This window comes from Paenarthrobacter sp. TA1.8 (assembly GCF_048595705.1).
GTDB lineage: Bacteria > Actinomycetota > Actinomycetes > Actinomycetales > Micrococcaceae > Arthrobacter > Arthrobacter nitroguajacolicus.
On record NZ_CP184287.1, the window covers coordinates 1,367,844 to 1,382,723 of the forward strand.

Annotated in this window: 14 protein-coding genes; all 14 read left to right on the forward strand. The window is 63.0% G+C overall.

Features of this window, described 5'->3' with window-relative positions; all coding sequences use genetic code 11:
- The first annotated feature begins 76 nt into the window (after positions 1–76).
- The 14 genes from ACNAOT_RS06555 (at position 77) to ACNAOT_RS06620 (ending at position 14,858) form a co-directional block, all read left to right on the forward strand.
- Complete coding sequence (locus ACNAOT_RS06555) at positions 77–1,597, forward strand: ABC transporter ATP-binding protein (protein WP_420180476.1); 1,521 nt, start codon at positions 77–79, stop codon at positions 1,595–1,597.
- The gene (locus ACNAOT_RS06560; protein WP_420180477.1) at positions 1,587–2,933 is read left to right on the forward strand and encodes an ABC transporter permease; all 1,347 of its coding nucleotides are present in this window, start codon (positions 1,587–1,589) and stop codon (positions 2,931–2,933) included. Before ACNAOT_RS06555 ends, ACNAOT_RS06560 begins: the two co-directional genes overlap by 11 nt.
- On the forward strand, positions 2,930–4,219 hold the full coding sequence (locus ACNAOT_RS06565) for an ABC transporter permease (RefSeq protein WP_420180478.1): 1,290 nt from the start codon (positions 2,930–2,932) through the stop codon (positions 4,217–4,219). Before ACNAOT_RS06560 ends, ACNAOT_RS06565 begins: the two co-directional genes overlap by 4 nt.
- Before the next feature lie 2 nt (positions 4,220–4,221).
- Positions 4,222–4,626, forward strand: a complete 405-nt coding sequence (locus tag ACNAOT_RS06570) for a cytidine deaminase (RefSeq protein WP_420180479.1) — start codon at positions 4,222–4,224, stop codon at positions 4,624–4,626.
- Positions 4,623–5,933 carry a thymidine phosphorylase gene (locus ACNAOT_RS06575; RefSeq protein ID WP_420180480.1) on the forward strand — a complete coding sequence of 437 codons (1,311 nt, stop codon included), beginning with the start codon at positions 4,623–4,625 and terminating at the stop codon, positions 5,931–5,933. Before ACNAOT_RS06570 ends, ACNAOT_RS06575 begins: the two co-directional genes overlap by 4 nt.
- Before the next feature lie 86 nt (positions 5,934–6,019).
- Positions 6,020–6,670, forward strand: a complete 651-nt coding sequence (locus ACNAOT_RS06580) for a DedA family protein (RefSeq protein WP_091466072.1) — start codon at positions 6,020–6,022, stop codon at positions 6,668–6,670.
- A gap of 192 nt (positions 6,671–6,862) precedes the next feature.
- Positions 6,863–7,552 carry a DedA family protein gene (locus ACNAOT_RS06585; protein ID WP_420181133.1) on the forward strand — a complete coding sequence of 230 codons (690 nt, stop codon included), beginning with the start codon at positions 6,863–6,865 and terminating at the stop codon, positions 7,550–7,552.
- A 39-nt stretch (positions 7,553–7,591) separates the two neighbouring features.
- The gene (locus ACNAOT_RS06590) at positions 7,592–8,734 is read left to right on the forward strand and encodes an adenosine deaminase (RefSeq protein WP_420180481.1); all 1,143 of its coding nucleotides are present in this window, start codon (positions 7,592–7,594) and stop codon (positions 8,732–8,734) included.
- A gap of 115 nt (positions 8,735–8,849) precedes the next feature.
- Positions 8,850–9,449 carry a MazG nucleotide pyrophosphohydrolase domain-containing protein gene (locus ACNAOT_RS06595; RefSeq protein WP_420181134.1) on the forward strand — a complete coding sequence of 200 codons (600 nt, stop codon included), beginning with the start codon at positions 8,850–8,852 and terminating at the stop codon, positions 9,447–9,449.
- 116 nt (positions 9,450–9,565) lie between these two features.
- Positions 9,566–10,846, forward strand: coding sequence for a phosphopyruvate hydratase (eno, locus tag ACNAOT_RS06600; RefSeq protein WP_420180482.1), 1,281 nt, complete (start codon positions 9,566–9,568; stop codon positions 10,844–10,846).
- 148 nt (positions 10,847–10,994) lie between these two features.
- A complete protein-coding gene (locus ACNAOT_RS06605) occupies positions 10,995–11,738 on the forward strand; it encodes an FtsB family cell division protein (RefSeq protein WP_420180483.1) in 744 nt (247 codons plus the stop codon).
- Between the two features lie 68 nt (positions 11,739–11,806).
- Positions 11,807–12,490 carry a DUF501 domain-containing protein gene (locus ACNAOT_RS06610; RefSeq protein WP_178997842.1) on the forward strand — a complete coding sequence of 228 codons (684 nt, stop codon included), beginning with the start codon at positions 11,807–11,809 and terminating at the stop codon, positions 12,488–12,490.
- Entirely contained in the window at positions 12,487–13,449 is a 963-nt protein-coding gene (locus tag ACNAOT_RS06615; RefSeq protein WP_420180485.1) for an exopolyphosphatase, read from the forward strand. The genes ACNAOT_RS06610 and ACNAOT_RS06615 overlap by 4 nt, the downstream gene beginning before the upstream one ends.
- Positions 13,446–14,858 carry a S8 family serine peptidase gene (locus ACNAOT_RS06620; protein ID WP_420180486.1) on the forward strand — a complete coding sequence of 471 codons (1,413 nt, stop codon included), beginning with the start codon at positions 13,446–13,448 and terminating at the stop codon, positions 14,856–14,858. Before ACNAOT_RS06615 ends, ACNAOT_RS06620 begins: the two co-directional genes overlap by 4 nt.
- Positions 14,859–14,880 lie beyond the last annotated feature (22 nt).

Consider the following 14,880-nt stretch of genomic DNA (forward strand, 5'->3'; position numbering starts at 1 on the left):
TGACTACGCTGGGCTTCAAAGCCAATGGCTTTGGAGCAGTACAGCCGTCCCTCGGACTCACAGAACGGTGGGAGTTGTGAAACTCGAATTGAAGGGGATCTCGAAAGCCTTCGGGACCTTCTACGCCAACCAAGACATCGACCTCGTGGTCGAATCCGGCCAGATCCATTGCCTCCTCGGCGAAAATGGTGCCGGCAAATCAACCCTCATGAACGTGCTGTACGGGCTGTATGAGCCAACAGCCGGCCAGATCCTGGTAAATGACCAGCCGGTCAATTTCCGTGGACCTGGTGACGCGATGGCGGCCGGCATCGGCATGGTGCACCAGCACTTCATGCTGGTCCCCGTCTTTACCGTGGCGGAAAACGTTGCCCTCGGCGCGGAACCGACCACGTTCGGCGGTGTGCTCAGCATCGACGAAACCCGGAAGAAAATCCGGGAGATTTCCGATCAATACGGCTTCGACGTCGATCCCGACGCCTTGGTGGAGGACCTCCCCGTGGGCGTGCAACAGCGCGTCGAGATCATCAAGGCGCTGGTGCGTGAAGCGAAAGTCCTCATTTTGGACGAGCCCACCGCGGTTCTGACGCCTCAGGAAACCGATGAACTCCTGGACATCATGCGGCAACTCAAAGCCGGCGGCACGTCCATCGTCTTCATCTCGCACAAGCTGCGCGAAGTGAAGGCTGTCTCGGACGTCATCACCGTCATCCGCCGCGGCAAGGTGGTGGGAGATGCGCCTCCCACTGCGTCAGCCACGGAACTGGCGTCCATGATGGTTGGGCGCCCGGTGAGCCTGAGCTTGAACAAAGCTCCCGCGCAGCCTACGGAAACCACGTTCGTGGTGGAAAACCTGACAGTGCGCGCGGCGAACGGCACCAATGTGGTGGACGGAATCAGCTTCGACATCGCCCAAGGTGAGATTCTCGCCGTCGCCGGTGTCCAAGGCAATGGCCAAACGGAACTGACCGAAGCCATCTTGGGTATCCAGGAGCATGTAACCGGCTCCGTGACCCTTGATGGCAAGCAACTGCTGGGCCTCCCCGTCAAGGACGTGCTGCGTTCCGGCGTCGGGTTTGTTCCGGAGGACCGGACGGTAGACGGGCTGGTTGGGCCGTTCTCCGTGGCAGAGAACCTGGTCCTGGACCTTTACGACCAAGCACCGTTCGCCAGTGGCATCAGCATGAAGCCTGCCAAGGTTGCGGAGCACGCGAAGGCCAAGATCGAGGAATTCGATATCCGGACTCCTTCTGCGGCATCGGCTGCCGGAACTTTGTCCGGCGGCAACCAGCAGAAAGTTGTCATGGCCAGGGAACTGTCCCGGCCCTTGCGGTTGTTTATCGCGAGCCAGCCCACACGCGGTGTGGATGTTGGTTCCATCGAGTTCCTGCACAAGCGCATCGTTGCCGAGCGCGACGTCGGAACGCCGGTCATGATCGTTTCCACTGAGCTTGATGAGGTCATTGAGCTCGCCGACCGGATTGCCGTGCTGTACAAAGGCAAGCTCGTGGGCATTGTCCCTGCTGGAACACCCCGCGACACCCTTGGCTTGATGATGGCCGGCGTCGGCCCTGAAGGAGGCTCCGATGACAACTAAAGACGAGTCAGGCAAAGACCAAACACCCGGGGAATTCACTTCTGAAGTGCGGGCGGCAGACGTCGCCCTGGACACCGCCGGAGGGACGCTGGAACCTTCCATAGTGCCCGTTTCCTCCCAAAGTGGGGACCCGGGACACCAGCAAGGCAGCCTCATGCGCCGGATCGTGATGGGCAGCGGCTTTGTCTCCGTCCTGGCGGTCATTGTGGCGCTCTTCCTCGGCGGCTTGCTGATTGCCAGCACGGACGCCCAGGTGGCAAAAACCGCGGGCTACTTGTTCGCACGCCCCACGGACTTCCTGAGTGCGTTGTGGACAGCCATGACCGAGAGCTACGTTGCACTCTTCCAAGGCGCTGTGTTCAATCCACGTGAAGGCTTCAAGCCCTTGCTCGAAACCATGACCGTGGCAACCCCGCTGATCTGTGCCGGCCTTGGCGTTGCACTTGCATTCCGCGCCGGCTTGTTCAACATCGGTGCCCAGGGGCAGATCATCATCAGCGCCACCCTCGCTGCCTACATAGGGTTTGCCTGGCACTTGCCGTTCGGCCTGCACCTGCTGGTAGTCGTCATCATGGGCGTCCTGGGTGGAGCTCTGTGGGGTGCAATTGTGGGCATCCTCAAGGCCCGGACCGGCGCGCATGAAGTCATCGTCACCATCATGCTGAACTATGTGGCGTTGTTCCTGCTCGACTTCCTGCTGAACACTGCTGCGTTCCGGCGTCCGGGGGACAACAGCCCCATTTCGCCACGCCTCGATGAATCGGCAACGTATCCCGTCCTCATCCCCGGATCCCGACTCCACGTGGGCTTCCTCGTGGCAATCGCGCTGACCTACGGTGTGTGGTGGCTGCTGAACCGATCCACCATCGGCTTCGAGTTCCGTGCCGTCGGTGCCAACCCCGTCGCAGCGCGGACCGCCGGCGTCAAAGTATCCCGCGCCACCATCCTGGTGATGGCCATGGCCGGCGCCCTCGCCGCGTTCGGTGGTATTGCCCAAGTAGCCGGCACCGAAAAGGTGCTGACAGGCGGCGTCGCTGCCCAGATCGGCTTCGACGCGATCACTGTTGCGCTGTTGGGACGCAGTACACCGTGGGGGACGTTCTTTGCCGGACTGCTGTTCGGAGCTTTCCGTGCAGGCGCAGTACAGATGCAGATCCAGACCGGAACGCCCATCGACATCGTGCTGGTGGTGCAGTCGCTCATTGTGCTCTTCATCGCCGCGCCGCCCCTCATCCGTTCGATCTTCCGGCTTGAGCCCAAGAAGAAGAACAAGAACAAGACACCGAAGGCCGCCCCGAAAGCTGCCCTTGCCAACGCCACCGGAGGTGCCAAGTGAGCGCAACAACCACCGCTCCCAAGTCGGGATCAACGGCCCTGCCGGCGTTCCGGCCTTCCATGAAGGTTCCGCTTACCCTCGGCATCCTGGCGCTCATAGCATTGGTCTTCTTCGGATTCCTTGGCCCGGACCAGACAGCAGAGATGAAGATCAGCGACGCTGGCGACGCCGTTGCGGTCCCTGCCCTGATGATTCCGGGACAGGTGGGCGGAATTGTCCTCGGCATCCTGCTGCTGGCCATGGCCGCCTACTCGATCTACCTCTGGACCCAAGGAGAGCGGTCGCCCAAGTGGCTGCCCATCGCGTTTGCAGTGGTGTTCGTGTTCGCCTTGCTTGTTTGGATCGTGGCAGGCGCCCGCCAGCCCTCCATCTCGCTGGCAGGTCTCGTTGCCGGCTCGGTAACACTTGCTGTCCCACTGGTCTTCGGCTCGCTCTCCGGCGTGCTCTGTGAGCGTGTGGGCGTTGTAAACATCGCCATCGAGGGGCAGCTCCTGGGCGGAGCATTCACTGCCGCCTTGGTGGCCACCATGACGGGCAGCCCTTACATCGGCCTGATTGCAGCCGCTGCGGCGGGTGCTGCTGTGTCCATGGTCCTGGCCGTGTTCAGCATCAAATACCTGGTCAACCAGATCATCGTCGGTGTGGTTTTGAACGTGTTGGTCTCCGGCCTCACAGGCTTCCTGTACGGCACGTTGATGGTGCCCAACAAGGAACAGTTCAATACCCCGGGCCGCTTGGACATCCTGCCGATCCCGCTGCTTTCGGACATCCCCATCATCGGGCCCATCCTGTTCGAGCAGTCCATCGCTGGCTATCTCATGTACATTGCGGTGGCCGTGGTGTGGTTTGGTTTGTTCAAGACCCGCTGGGGCCTCCGCGTCCGGGCCGTGGGTGAACACCCGCAGGCTGCTGACACCTTGGGTATCAACGTCAACGCAACCCGTTTCTGGAACGTCACGTTGGGTGGTGCCATTGCGGGTATCGGTGGTGCCGTCTTCACACTGGTGACCATCGACTCCTTCACCAAGGACATCTCCGGTGGCCGCGGCTTCATTGCCTTGGCTGCCCTGATCTTTGGGCGCTGGAATCCGATCGGCGCGTTCCTGGCCTCGCTGCTGTTCGGCTTCGCCTACAACCTGCAGTCCATCCTGGGCATCATCGGCACCCCGGTACCGAGCCAGTTCATGGCCATGCTGCCGTACCTGGTGACCATCTTCGCCGTCGCCGGCCTGGTAGGTAAGTCGCGGCCACCGGCCGCAAGCGGCATACCGTACGTGAAGGGTTGACGATGCCAGCGGAAGATATCGACTGGCGGGCCTTGGAAGACGCGGCTAAACAGGCAATGCAACAGGCGTACGCGCCCTATTCCAAGTTCCCGGTGGGGGCTGCGGCGCTCACCGAGGACGGCCGGATCGTCAGCGGCTGCAACGTTGAGAACGCCAGCTACGGGCTGACTCTCTGCGCCGAATGTGCCCTGGTCGGCCAGCTCCACATGACAGGCGGCGGCAAAATCGCCGCGTTCTACTGCGTGGATGGGCAAGGCAACATCCTCATGCCGTGCGGGCGTTGCCGCCAGCTGCTCTATGAATTCAGGGCGCCCGGAATGCAGCTCATGACAACGCAGGGAATCAAATCCATGGACCAGGTACTTCCTGACGCCTTTGGTCCCGAACATCTGGAGGAAACCACGTGACCACCACTGAAGCGTTCGACGCCGTCCAGATCATTTCCATCAAGCGGGACAAGGGCACGCTCTCTCCCGAGCAGATCGACTGGACCATTGATGCCTACACCCGCGGCGTGATCGCCGAGGAGCAGATGGCGGCGCTGAACATGGCCATCCTGCTGAACGGCATGGACCGCGCCGAGATTTCACGCTGGACATCGGCCATGATCGCCTCCGGCGAGCGGATGGACTTTTCGTCCCTGACAAGGCCCGACGGCGGCCGGAAGGCTACCAGCGACAAGCACTCCACCGGTGGAGTGGGGGATAAGATCACGCTGCCTTTGGCGCCGCTGGTGGCCGTGTTCGGTGTCGCAGTTCCGCAGCTTTCGGGCCGCGGCCTCGGCCACACCGGCGGGACGCTGGACAAGCTGGAGGCCATCCCCGGGTGGCGGGCCAACCTGAGCAACGACGAAATCATGGCCCAGCTGCAGGACGTGGGCGCAGTCATCTGTGCTGCAGGTTCAGGGCTCGCACCCGCGGACAAGAAGCTCTATGCCTTGCGTGACGTCACTGGAACGGTGGAAGCCATCCCGCTGATTGCCTCCTCGATCATGAGCAAGAAGATCGCCGAAGGAACAGGCTCCTTGGTGCTGGACGTCAAAGTGGGTTCGGGCGCCTTCATGAAAGACGAAGCACGGGCCCGGGAGCTTGCAGAGACCATGGTGGCTTTGGGCAAGGACGCAGGCGTACACACCGTCGCGCTGATCACGGACATGTCCACACCGTTGGGGTTGACCGCGGGTAACGCCATCGAGGTGGAGGAATCAGTGGAGGTCCTTGCCGGCGGCGGTCCGGAAGACGTCGTCGAACTGACCGTCCGCCTGGCCGAGGAGATGCTGGCCGGTGCCGGCATCCACGATGCCGATCCCGCCGCTGCCCTGAAGGACGGTCGGGCCATGGACGTCTGGAACCGGATGATCGAAGCACAGGGTGGAGATCCCCGGGCCGCGCTGCCGGTGGCAAAGGAGTCCGAGGTCCTCTACGCTCCAGCGGACGGTGTCCTGGTGGAACTTGATGCCCTTTCTGTTGGTGTTGCCGCTTGGCGCCTGGGTGCTGGCCGTGCCCGCAAGGAGGACCAGGTCCAAGCCGGGGCAGGTGTCCGCATGCACGCCAAGCCCGGCGCGTTGGTCCGTGCCGGGGAACCGCTGATGACGCTCCTGACGGACACCCCGGAAAAGTTCGACCGGGCCAAGGAAGCGCTCCAGAGTGCCGTCGTGATTGCTCCTGAAGGGTCACGCCCGGCGCATCAGCTGATCATCGACCGCATCGCCTAGGCTTAAGTGTCCCGGGCTGTTCCTCGAACAGCCCGGGACACTAGCCATCCGGCGCCTGTGGGGGAGCCGGCTATCGTAAGGAAACCGTGCAGGGCATCAACGATTTCATCCTCGCCGCGGCGGAACAGCCGTGGGTGTTGGTCCTGGTGCTGGCCTGCTGCGTGATTGATGGTTTCTTCCCGCCCATCCCCAGCGAATCCGTGGTGGTGGGCCTGAGTGCCGTGTCCGGCAGCAGCGGCTCACCCAACGTGTGGCTGCTGGGCTTGATGGCAGCTATCGGCGCGTTCTCCGGGGATAACATCGCCTACATCATTGGACACCGCATTGGCATCCAACGCTGGCGCTGGATGCGCACCCAGCGGATGCAGGGCGCCTTTCGTTGGGCGGGCAAGGAACTTCGACGCCGGTCAGCCTCGCTCATCATGGTGGCCCGGTTCATCCCCATTGGCAGGGTGGCGGTCAACCTGACGGCCGGCGCAACGCACTTCCACCACCGCAAATTCGTAGCCCTGACCGCCATGTCGGCCGTCCTGTGGGCAACGTATTCGGTGATCCTCGGGTACTTCTTCGGTGTCTGGTTCGAGGACAACCACCTGCTGGGTGCCGTCATAGCGATCGTGGTAGCCGTGATCCTGGGAATCATCATCGATCGCATCATCAGCAAAGTCCGGGGATCAGTGCCGTTGGATGGCAAGAACATTCCTGAGGAAGACGCCCCGACTCCACCCACGGTATGACGATTCATGCCCCGGAAGATCAGCCTGGCGGTTGACGACCACAACCTCATCAAACCGATAGCGTTAAACGTGTGATCCCAAGGCTGGGACGTAGCGAACGACGTCCCGGCCGTGGGACACTAGAGCGACTTCCGTCACATCGTCAAGTCACATTCGTCTAGGAGCTACCCCCGCGTGGAGTTTTTGAATCAAATGCTCGAGCATGCAGCCGGGCAGCCCTGGATATACCCGGTACTTTTGGTCTTCTTTTTCATTGACGGATTCGCCACGATTCTCCCCAGCGAAACAGCCATTGTGGGTCTCTCGGCGCTGTCCCTTCACAGCGGAGAACCCAACCTGTGGATCCTGGGTGCAACTGCGTTGGTAGGTGCCATGGCCGGCGACAACATGGCTTACATGTTGGGCCGCAAGATCGGCCTCACCCGCTGGAAGTGGATGCGGCGACCCAAGGTCCAGAAAATGTTCGCGTGGGCACAGTACGAGTTGGACAAGCGCGGTGCGGTCCTGATCTTCACCGCCCGCTACATTCCGTGGGGTCGGGTAGCGGTGAACTACGTCGCCGGGCAGACCGGATTCCGCCACCGCACCTTCTTCTGGCTGGACGCCTTCGCCTGCATCACGTGGGTTGGCTACTCGATCGGCATTGGGTTGCTCGCAGGTCAGTGGGTGCACCACAACCCGCTCCTCGGCGTCGGAATTGCAGTGGCCTTCGCCGTGGTCCTCGGAATCGTGGTGGACCATGCCTTGCGTTGGTGGCATAAGTACCTTGAGAAGAAGGATCAGGCCCGTGATGCGGCCGCAAGCAATACAGATCCCGCAGCGGAGCCGAATCTGTCGCAAAAAGCAGTTGCCGGGGCCGACCTCTCCAATCCTGCCGGCTAAGGACCTGCCGAGGGCGGCAGTGGGGACTAGTCTTAGTACGTGACTGAGCCCATTCTTGACGCTGCCCCTGCCCTTGACTTCGATCTGAAGAGCCTTCCCAAGGTTTCCCTCCACGATCATCTGGACGGAGGCCTCCGCCCGGCCACCATCATCGAGCTGGCTGAGGCCGCCGGCCACACCCTGCCCTCCACCGATCCGGTGGCGCTGGGTGAATGGTTCCGTGAATCCGCTGACTCCGGTTCGCTGGTCCGCTACCTCGAAACTTTTGACCACACCGTCGCCGTCATGCAGACCAAGGAAGGCCTGTTCCGGGTCGCCAAGGAATTCGTGGAGGACCTGGCCGAGGACGGCGTCGTGTACGGCGAAGTCCGGTGGGCTCCTGAGCAGCACCTGCAGCAGGGCCTGACCCTGGACGAAGTTGTGGAAGCAGTCCAGACCGGGCTGGAAGCCGGCATGAATTCCGCCGAAGAGCGCGGCCAGCAGATTCAGGTCGGGCAGCTCATCACTGCCATGCGCCACGCTGATCGCGGCCAGGAGATCGCCGAGCTGGCCGTCCGCCACCGCGCCAACGGCGCGGTCGGTTTCGACATTGCCGGCGCTGAAGACGGCTTCCTCCCGTCCCGCTTCAAGGACGCGTTCACGTACCTGGCCGAGAACAACTTCCCGGCGACGGTCCACGCCGGCGAGGCTGCCGGCCTGGAGAGCATCCAGTCTGCCCTGGTGGACGGCCGCGCCCTGCGCCTTGGCCATGGCGTGCGGATTGCCGAGGACATCTTGGTGGAGTTTGAGGACAACTCCGACGACGATGGCGAGGACACCATCGGCATGGTGACCATCGGCAGCGTGGCAGCATGGGTTCGCGACCGCGGAATCGCCCTTGAAATCTGCCCTTCCTCCAACCTCCAGACCGGTGCCATTTCCGGCTTTGGCGACGGCATCGAAAGCCACCCGGTGGACATGCTCTTCCAGCTCGGCTTCAACGTCACCATCAACACTGACAACCGCCTCATGAGCGGCGTGACGCTTACCGACGAGTTCGAACTCCTGGTGGAGACCTTCGACTACGACCTCGATGATCTGCTCGAGCTGACGCTCAACGCGGCCGAGGCAGCGTTCCTGCCGCTGGACGAGCGTGAAGCCTTGGTTGAGTACATCAACGATGCCTACGCCAACCTCGGCTAACGATTCCAGCCTCCCGGAGCTGCATGGGCCCACAGCAGCCGGGGTCCCTGGCCGAGCTTGCGAGGTCGGGGAGCTGCTGGGGACAATTGCTGCCTTGCGGGAGCACTGCCCGTGGATGGGCGCCCTGACCCACGAGTCGCTGGTGGAGTACCTGATCGAGGAAGCCTACGAAGTGGTTGATTCGATCGAAGCCGGTGCTGTTGATGAAGAGCTCCGCGGCGAGCTGGGCGATGTGCTGCTTCAAGTAGTGCTTCATGCCCGGCTCGCCGAGGAGCGCGGCAGCTTTGATTTCGGGGACGTGGCGCGCAGCATCAATGCCAAGATGGTCCGACGAAACCAGCACGTCTTCAAAGCCGACGGTTCCCTGCAGGAGAGTTTCCCGGCCAGCGTCGAGGAAATCATCGTCAAATGGGACGCCGCCAAACGCGCGGAGAAGCCGGAGCGGAAAGACCCCTTCGAGGGGATTCCGCCCCATCTGCCGGCGTTGGCAGGAGCGCAGAAGTCCATCGACCGGGCAGTTCGCGCCGACATGCCCGTTGACGCCCAAAGCCGACTGGCCGCCGTCGGACTTCCTGTCATCCCGGCCTCGGAAGAGGCGCTGGGGGAGCTGCTGCTCGCCGTCGTCGCGGGCGCCCGGGAGCAAGGACTCGACGCCGAACGGGCCCTCCGTGCCGCAGTTCGATCGTTTCAGAACAACCAGGCGCAGCCTTCATGACGTGAGCAGTTGGAAGCTGTGCCGTAACGTAAGCCACTCTCGACTACGCTAGTAGCGACGAGGACGTTGAGAATTTCCCTCCACATTCCTGTAATTCGCCCATAAGGAGCACATCCATGGCGCTTATCGATGCCATCCACGCACGCGAGATCCTTGATTCCCGCGGAAACCCGACCGTAGAAGTTGAGGTCCTGCTCTCCGACGGCCAGATCGGCCGCGCAGCAGTTCCCTCCGGTGCCTCCACCGGCGAGCACGAAGCCGTTGAGCTTCGCGACGGCGACAAGGGCCGTTACCTCGGTAAGGGTGTCCAGAAGGCCGTTGACGCCGTCATCGACGAGATCTCCCCGGCCCTGATTGGTTTCGACGCCACTGACCAGCGCAGCATCGACCAGGCCATGATCGACCTGGACGGTACGCCCAACAAGGGCAAGCTCGGCGCCAACGCCATCCTGGGTGTTTCCCTGGCCGTGGCCAACGCAGCTGCTGCTTCTGCTGACCTGCCGCTGTACAAGTACCTGGGCGGCCCGAACGCCCACGTCCTGCCCGTTCCGCTGATGAACATCCTCAACGGTGGCTCGCACGCCGACTCCGATGTTGACATCCAGGAATTTATGATTGCCCCGATCGGTGCCGAGACCTTCTCCGAAGGCCTGCGCTGGGGCGTTGAGGTTTACCACAACCTCAAGGCTGTCCTGCAGGAAAAGGGCCTCTCCACCGGCCTCGGCGACGAGGGTGGCTTTGCCCCCAACCTGCCGTCCAACCGCGCTGCACTGGACCTGATCCAGGAAGCCATCAAGAACGCCGGCTACACCCCGGGCACGGACATCGCACTTGCCTTGGACGTTGCGTCTTCCGAGTTCTACAAGGACGGTGCTTACCAGTTCGAAGGCAAGGCACTTACTGCCACCGAGATGAGCGCCTATTACGCTGAGCTCGTTGCCGACTACCCGCTGGTTTCCATTGAAGACCCGCTGGACGAAAACGACTGGGAAGGCTGGAAGACCCTCACCGACACCATTGGTGACAAAGTCCAGCTTGTTGGCGACGACCTCTTCGTCACCAACCCGGTCCGCCTGCAGCAGGGCATCGAGACGGCCACGGCCAACTCCCTGCTGGTCAAGGTCAACCAGATCGGTTCCCTGACCGAGACGCTCGACGCCGTTTCCCTGGCTCAGCGCTCCGGTTACACCACCATTACCTCGCACCGCTCCGGCGAAACCGAGGACACCACTATTGCTGACATCGCCGTTGCCACCAACGCGGGCCAGATCAAGACCGGTGCCCCGGCCCGCTCCGAGCGCGTTGCCAAGTACAACCAGCTGCTGCGCATCGAAGAAGAACTCGACGACGCCGCACGCTACGCCGGCCGCAGCGCGTTCCCGCGTTTCAAGGGCTAGCCTTCAGCGAAAACACGTAACCGGTGGCTATGGTGGAAAGACCATGGCCGCCGGTTCTGTTTAACTCCGGTTCTGTTCACCACAGGCCAGGTCAGCAACAGCAAGCGCAGCAACCCGCCAGGCAAGCACCGGGCATTACAGGAGTGTCATGGCCACCCGTCGTCCAAAGGTACCCAGGGCCGACGCCCTTGGTCGCCCGTCAAGTGGTGCCCGTCCGTCTAGTGGTGCCCGTCCGGCCGGCGCAGGCGGCGCTGCCGGCAAGGTGTCTGAAGGCTCAGGTTCCGAGGGCGCCGACGTCATTAAAGCCGAGTTCGGCGGGCCGCGGGCTTCGTCAAAGACATCGACGGCGGCGGTTGGCGCCAAAGCCCCTGGCAACAGCAAGACGCCCACCAGTACCAAGGCGGGCAAGGAGAGCAAGCCGGCAGGCACTTCCACGAAGGCTGCGGACAAGGGCAAGGAAAAACCATGGCCCGGGGCGAAGGATGACGGTGAGCTGGATCCCGTGCCGGCCAAGGCGTTCTCCGGGAGGATGCTCGCACTGGCCGTGGTGATGATTGCCATCACTATCCTGCTGGCCCCCACCGTGAAGATTTTCCTGGAGAAACGCGCCGAAATCTCCGCACTGGAAGCAGAAATTGCCAGCCGGAAAGCGGAGCAAACCGAGCTGAACAAACAGCTCTCCCGGTGGCAGGACCCCAACTACGTGAAACAGCAGGCCCGCGACCGCATTAACATGGTTATGCCGGGTGAAACAGGTTACTGGGTGTTTGGGGGAGAAGAAGCCGCCGGCACACCGGGTGGCCGCACCGGCTCCGGATCGTCGGCAAACCCGGAGAATCTGCCCTGGGTGGATGCTCTCTGGGAGTCAATCAGACGATCGGCAACTGACTAGACGCGGTGCCCGCCGCCGTCGTGTCCGCATGGGACGCGACAAAAGGGGCAGGAAGGTTGGCAGCGCAAGTGGAAGAGAACACGGCAGCCGTGCCGCAGGAATCCCGCCAGCCATCAGCACACGATCTTGAGGTACTCAGCCGACAGCTGGGCAGGCCGGTCCGGGATGTCGTGGAAATCCCGGCGAGGTGCGTCTGCGGCAACCCCTTGGTGGCAGCGACAGCTCCCCGGCTCAGCAACGGAACACCGTTTCCCACCACGTTCTACCTGACCCACCCCGTCATCACTTCCGCGGTGTCGCGCCTTGAAGCGGGCGGGCTCATGAACGAGATGAACGAGCGACTGACCGCTGACCAGGAGTTGGCCGGCGCCTACCACGGGGCCCACGATGCCTATCTGCAGGCGCGCAACCAGATCGCTGATCGCTCCGGCACCGGGGCAGTCCCCGAGATCGACGGTATCTCTGCTGGCGGTATGCCCACCCGCGTGAAGTGCCTGCATGTCCTGGTGGGTCATTCGTTGGCTGCCGGCCCGGGCGTCAATCCGCTGGGGGACGAGGCGCTGGATGCCATCACGGAGTGGTGGACCAAGGACCGTTGCTATTGTGACGGCGCCTGGGACACAGCCGGCGAGGCTCCTTCACGGGATTTGAGCCGCCATGGTCCGCAGGGGCTGCCTGACATCGTGGGGCGTCCCGCGCCGGTGCGGAAGTCCAAGATTGAATCCCTTGACGAGCAGGAAGGCACCGCATGAGCCGCGTGGCTGCCATTGACTGCGGAACCAACTCCATCCGGCTGCTTATCGCTGATGTCTCAGATGGACTACCGGACGCGCAGGGTCCGCTGACCGACGTCGTGCGTGAAATGCGCGTGGTGCGGCTGGGCCAGGGCGTCGATGCCACGGGCGAGCTGGCTCCGGAGGCCTTGGAGCGCACCTTTGCTGCTACGCGGGACTACGCCCGGCTCATCCAGGAACACGGTGCCGAACGAGTCCGTTTCGCCGCTACGTCGGCAACTCGTGATGCCAGTAACCGCCAGGTCTTTGTGGACGGCATCCGGGATCTCCTGGGCGTACGGCCAGAGGTCATTTCCGGTGACGAGGAAGCTGCGTTGTCCTTCGCGGGAGCCAGCAGCGTCCTGCCGGCCACGGGGGAGGACGCCATCCTAGTGGTGGACCTGGGCGGTGGGAGTACCGAATTCGTGCTGGGCGACTCCAGCGGCGTTATCGCAGCGCGCTCGGTGGACATTGGGTGCGTGCGGTTGACTGAACGTCACCTTCGCAGCGACCCGCCCACGGCTGCGCAAATCACCGCAGCAGAGGCCGACGTCGATGCCGCACTTGATCTTGCCGCTCGGACGGTACCGCTCGGCCGCGCCACAGCGGTGGTTGGGGTGGCTGGTTCCATCACCACCATCACCGCGCACGCATTGGGCCTGAGCGAATATGAGCCGGGCCGAATCCACGGTGCTTCGCTGGATGTCGAAACCATCACCGACGCATGCACCAGCCTGCTGGAAATGACGCGCGAAGAACGTGCTGCCCTTCCCTATATGCACCCGGGACGCGTAGATGTGATCGGAGCGGGAGCTTTGGTTTGGCACCGCATTCTGGCACGGATGGAAACGGTCAGCAACGGAACCATTCGCGCGGCTGTTTCCAGCGAACACGACATTCTTGACGGCATCGCCCTGAGTATCCGGGACGGCGAATGACGTTGCGGCACCGACGCACCCTGTCCGCTGCGCTTGCCACCACATTGGCCGGCGGGGCGCTTGCAGGTGCGCTGTTGTCCGCGCCGGCAGCCAACGCGGATGCTTGGCGCGACAAGGAGTACTGGCTCAAGGAATCGGGTGTCACCAACGCCTGGCAGGTGTCCAAGGGTGCCGGCGTCAAGGTCGCGATCATCGATAGCGGTATTGACGGGAGCCACCCTGACCTCAAGGGCGTCGTGGTCGGTGGGACGGATGTCTCCGGCGCCGGGGCTCCGAATGGACAAAAGAGTATCGGCGCCAAGACCGAACACGGCACCCTGGTGGCAACCATGCTCGCCGGGCGCGGCCACACCACGCCCACCCCCTCGCCATCGCCATCGGCGTCAGGGTCAGCAGCGCCAAAGCCGGCCGCACCTCCACCGCCACCCACCACCCCGCCCGCCGGGGGACCGGATGGGATCACGGGCGTGGCGCCCGAAGCGGAGATTCTCGCCATCTCAACGTGGCTCGGTTCGCCCAACCCGGGCGGCAAGACGGACCAGGAGCAAATACCTGAAGCCGTGCGCTGGGCGGTGGACAACGGTGCCAAGGTCATCAACATTTCCCTCGGCAGTACTTCGCCGGATTGGCCGCAGAGCTGGGACGCAGCGTTCCTGTACGCGGAGCAAAAGGATGTGGTGATTGTTGCCGCAGCGGGAAACCGGGTGGGTGGCAACGTGCAGGTTGGTGCCCCGGCAACTATTCCCGGCGTCCTCACTGTAGCCGGGTTGGATGGCGAGGGACGCGCCAGCGTCGACTCATCGTCCCAGGGCATCAGTATTGGAGTAGCAGCTCCGGCGGAGAAACTGGTGGGCGGCATTCCCGGTGGTTCGTATGCCGAGTGGGCAGGAACCTCCGGTGCGGCACCCATCGTTTCAGGTGTGGCGGCACTGATCCGTTCCAAGTGGCCGGAAATGAGCGCTACCCAGGTCATCAACAGGATCGTCAGCACTGCCAAGGATGCCGGCGCCCCGGGCAAGGACCCCCTCTATGGGTATGGCATCCTCAACGCTGAGGCCGCGCTCAAGAGCGACGTACCCACCACCAGCACCAACCCGCTGGGTTCCATCGCGGACTGGATCCGCGTCCACCGCCGCGGCGTCTTCAGCGAACCCTCACAAGCGCCCGTGGCGAGTCCTACCAGCGCCGCTCCGACGCTTGCCGATCCGACTGTCCCTGTCGCGAAGACGCCGGCCACCGTGGACGAAGCCCTTCCTGCCGCCGTCGTTCTGGGTTTTGGAGCGTTGTTCATTGTTCTCGTTGCAGGTGCAGCGGTCCAGCTGCGAAGGGTCCTACGGAACCCGCCAGTAGCTACTGAGGAGGCCGAAACAGGCGCCCTTTTGAAGGTGGATCCGCCTGCCCGGAAGTAGTTAGTGAAGATTTTCACAAAGT

Coding starts and splice junctions, on each gene's coding strand:
- ACNAOT_RS06560 (WP_420180477.1), top strand. CDS start 1,587: ATGACAACTAAAGACGAGTCAGGCAAAGACCAAACACCCGGGGAATTC.
- ACNAOT_RS06570 (WP_420180479.1), top strand. CDS start 4,222: ATGCCAGCGGAAGATATCGACTGGCGGGCCTTGGAAGACGCGGCTAAA.
- ACNAOT_RS06585 (WP_420181133.1), top strand. CDS start 6,863: ATGCTCGAGCATGCAGCCGGGCAGCCCTGGATATACCCGGTACTTTTG.
- ACNAOT_RS06595 (WP_420181134.1), top strand. CDS start 8,850: ATGGGCGCCCTGACCCACGAGTCGCTGGTGGAGTACCTGATCGAGGAA.
- eno (WP_420180482.1), top strand. CDS start 9,566: ATGGCGCTTATCGATGCCATCCACGCACGCGAGATCCTTGATTCCCGC.
- ACNAOT_RS06605 (WP_420180483.1), top strand. CDS start 10,995: ATGGCCACCCGTCGTCCAAAGGTACCCAGGGCCGACGCCCTTGGTCGC.
- ACNAOT_RS06615 (WP_420180485.1), top strand. CDS start 12,487: ATGAGCCGCGTGGCTGCCATTGACTGCGGAACCAACTCCATCCGGCTG.
- ACNAOT_RS06620 (WP_420180486.1), top strand. CDS start 13,446: ATGACGTTGCGGCACCGACGCACCCTGTCCGCTGCGCTTGCCACCACA.